General features: G+C 61.8%; 3 protein-coding genes. 1 reads left to right on the top strand and 2 read right to left on the bottom strand.

Features of this window, described 5'->3' with window-relative positions:
* Positions 1-733 precede the first annotated feature (733 nt).
* Complete coding sequence (locus tag Y707_RS0119285) at positions 734-1,708, top strand: hypothetical protein (protein WP_162150251.1); 975 nt, start codon at positions 734-736, stop codon at positions 1,706-1,708.
* 38 nt (positions 1,709-1,746) lie between these two features.
* Here the strand turns inward: Y707_RS0119285 and Y707_RS0119280 are convergent, their stop codons facing one another.
* Both Y707_RS0119280 and Y707_RS27630 read right to left on the bottom strand, forming a co-directional pair.
* Complete coding sequence (locus tag Y707_RS0119280; protein WP_155853164.1) at positions 1,747-2,115, bottom strand: hypothetical protein; 369 nt, start codon at positions 2,113-2,115, stop codon at positions 1,747-1,749.
* 82 nt (positions 2,116-2,197) lie between these two features.
* A partial coding sequence (locus Y707_RS27630; protein WP_035782709.1) for a hypothetical protein occupies positions 2,198-2,697 on the bottom strand: 500 nt, incomplete at its 5' end.

Below are 2,697 nucleotides of genomic sequence, written 5' to 3'. Positions count from 1 at the left end.
AGCCAATCAACGATGAAAACCCCGGGTTAGTGATTCAGCCTCCATCGTAAGCATGGAAGGCCACACGGTGATCACGGCGGCGCCAGGAGACGCGTGCACCGTCCACCATTACGGCCGACGGTTTAGCGGAGAAGCCGCCGGTCGGTTTCGCGGAATACCTCGTTCAGGTTGGTGAGGAACTCGGAGACACTTCTTCGTCCGGTCTGCTTGGCCATATGGGAAATGAACTCCTGTCTCATTGACGGATGAAGGGTCTTGTCTTCGAGCTTGAGTGTGGGCCCGTCCGAGGACAAATCCAGGGTGTAAGGCGTATCGCCGCCGACGAGGTCGCCTGTCCGGTCCGGCCGGTTGAACTCGCCAAAGGCGCCCGCGTGCTACTTGAATGATTAGGCAACGTAGAAGTCGACGAGGGCATCGCACGTCCTCGGTCGTTGCACCATGCAGGCTCCGCTGCATGGTGCTGGCTGGGCAATTAGGACGCACGTCCCTCACACATACAGACCCCTATAGCCGTGGGGTGCAGAAGGAGATGTTCTTGTCCCGTTGCACGAAGCATGCTTGGATTGTGCGCATGGCGCAACTCCCCAGCACTGCAGTCGAGTTCGCGGCCGGAAGGGGACACCCAGACTACCCGCTACTCTCCAATACGAACTCACCAAACGCGCGAATCCCTTGCATGGACTTCAGCACGTGGCTGCAACACCAACTGAGAAGTGGCGATGAGGAAGCCATAATGAGCTACATACTCCAGATCGTAGAAGCGAACCCAGGAGTAGGTTTAGCCATCGAGGCTGAGTCCCCTCGCGGCGAGTCGAAAGAGATCCGTTCGATCCGATCCGGCAAACTCCCCGCGTCCAGTCCCTGGTGGGCAGAGAGTTGGATTGAGAAGATTCGCGCGGTGTTAGGGGCACCGCTCGCGGGTTTGGCGGGCCTAGGGACGGTGGCCAGCCTCGAACTGCGCACCGCATTGGTGATCTTGACACCCCTCGGGCCCGTCGATGAGTTTGCGCTTCTTCCCCGGTCAGATCCATACCTAGCTGCCGCCATGTCTCCCCACGACGTGAAATTGACCGATCCACGTTTCGTGGTCGACCGCGCGAACGAGTACCTACGTCGAATGCAAGGACCTACCGGAGCGCCAGCGTGGGAAGACATCAGTCCATTGACAGTGAACGATGTTACCCCTCCCGTCCTCGACCCCGCCATGGCTCGTCGCCTCGCCAACCTGCCCATGGGGTCGCGCGCACACCTTGCTGACCTTGCACGCAGGGCTTTTTTGCGTGGCCCTGCTGCGGCATCAAATTTCGCCGCCTTCTATGAAACGCGATGTCGCGGATACGATCCCGCCACGGGACTAAAGATCCTCCGCCAGGAGGGCCTAGTGAAAGTCGTAACCGATTCCGGGATTGTTAGGAACGTCGTTGCAATGGGGCGGTTGAAGCCGGACTTGCAAGAGATGCTGGACGGGGCCGGCATCAAGTACCCCAAGTCCGCTCCGAAGAGGCGGCTCGTCGAATTGCTTGAAATCCACGCCTCTCACCGGATCGATAGCCTCGTTGAAGAGCAGGGTGACGGAGTTCACGAACCCACTGATGCTGGACGCGCCATTGCAGACTGGCTGCTCGCACGCGCGACAGTCACGAGCCGCGTGTGGGCAGCATGGATGGCGGCCTACCTTGCCCCCGCACTTGAGATGCGAAGGGATTGATGGCCCTCGTGGATCCAAGTTTGGAGCCCAAATAGAAGTCATACGGACAGCCGTTCCCCCGGCTCGAGCAGGCGCGCTGCACCGTTCAATTTGAGCTGGCCCATCAGGGCCGCCTGGTCGTCGAGGGAAAGCTCCTCGAATGCGTCTGCACGGCGTCTCACATCCGTCAGGACCTCAGGCATCTCCGGCCACTCACCGTTGTAGCGGTCGACTCTGCGCTGCCAGGTTCCGATCTCCCTGCTTACCGCTTCACGGCACAGATCGCCTGCCGCGCTGACGGCTGCCGTGTCCAGAGGTGATGTTTCGGTCAAGGTGATGCCACCGGCTTCTGAGTGCTGCTGCGCAGCGAACTGTCCGCCGGAGGGAACGCCGCGGGAGACCCGGTTCGGGCGTGCTGAATTGTCCATATCCATCTGTGTGCGGCCATAGCATCCACAAGGCAGGATCATGCTTGGCCGGGGCGAGCTACCGGCGGCCGCGGCGGGAAGATCAGCGCGCGTCCGGGACGTGACGATTGATCCAGACGATCAGCCACTGCTCCAGGTCCTCGGCGGCCCAGTCCGGGGCGCGCACCAGCAGCATGTCACGGTCCTCACGGTGGGCCGAGTTGACGCCGGGCTGCTTCTTTAGCTCTTTGACCATCCGGTCCATCAGGCGTGAGTGCTCGTGGGCCAGGTCATCGCGGAGGCCTACGTCGTACTCCTCGCCGTCGTCCGAATCGACCTCAATGAGCGGCTCGTCCACCTCGGGTACCGGCTCGGCCTCCTCCCTGCTCAGCGCGGTGATGACGCGGGATGCGAAGGCAGTGATCCTATCCTCGCCCAACGGGTCCAGGCCGCGCCGCTGCCGATTGGCGGTGACGGCGACCATGTTCGGAAGGTAGATCTGACCGTCGTCGTCGGTGGCCGGGCCGGCGAGTACCGGGTGGTGGTAGTACATGTAAGCCTTGATCCGGTGCTGGCCGGGCCGCCATGCCGCGTTCGGGGCTT

It is taken from the genome of Arthrobacter sp. H14 (assembly GCF_000520495.1).
GTDB lineage: Bacteria > Actinomycetota > Actinomycetes > Actinomycetales > Micrococcaceae > Arthrobacter_C.
This window is presented reverse-complemented; position numbering and strand designations above follow the sequence as displayed.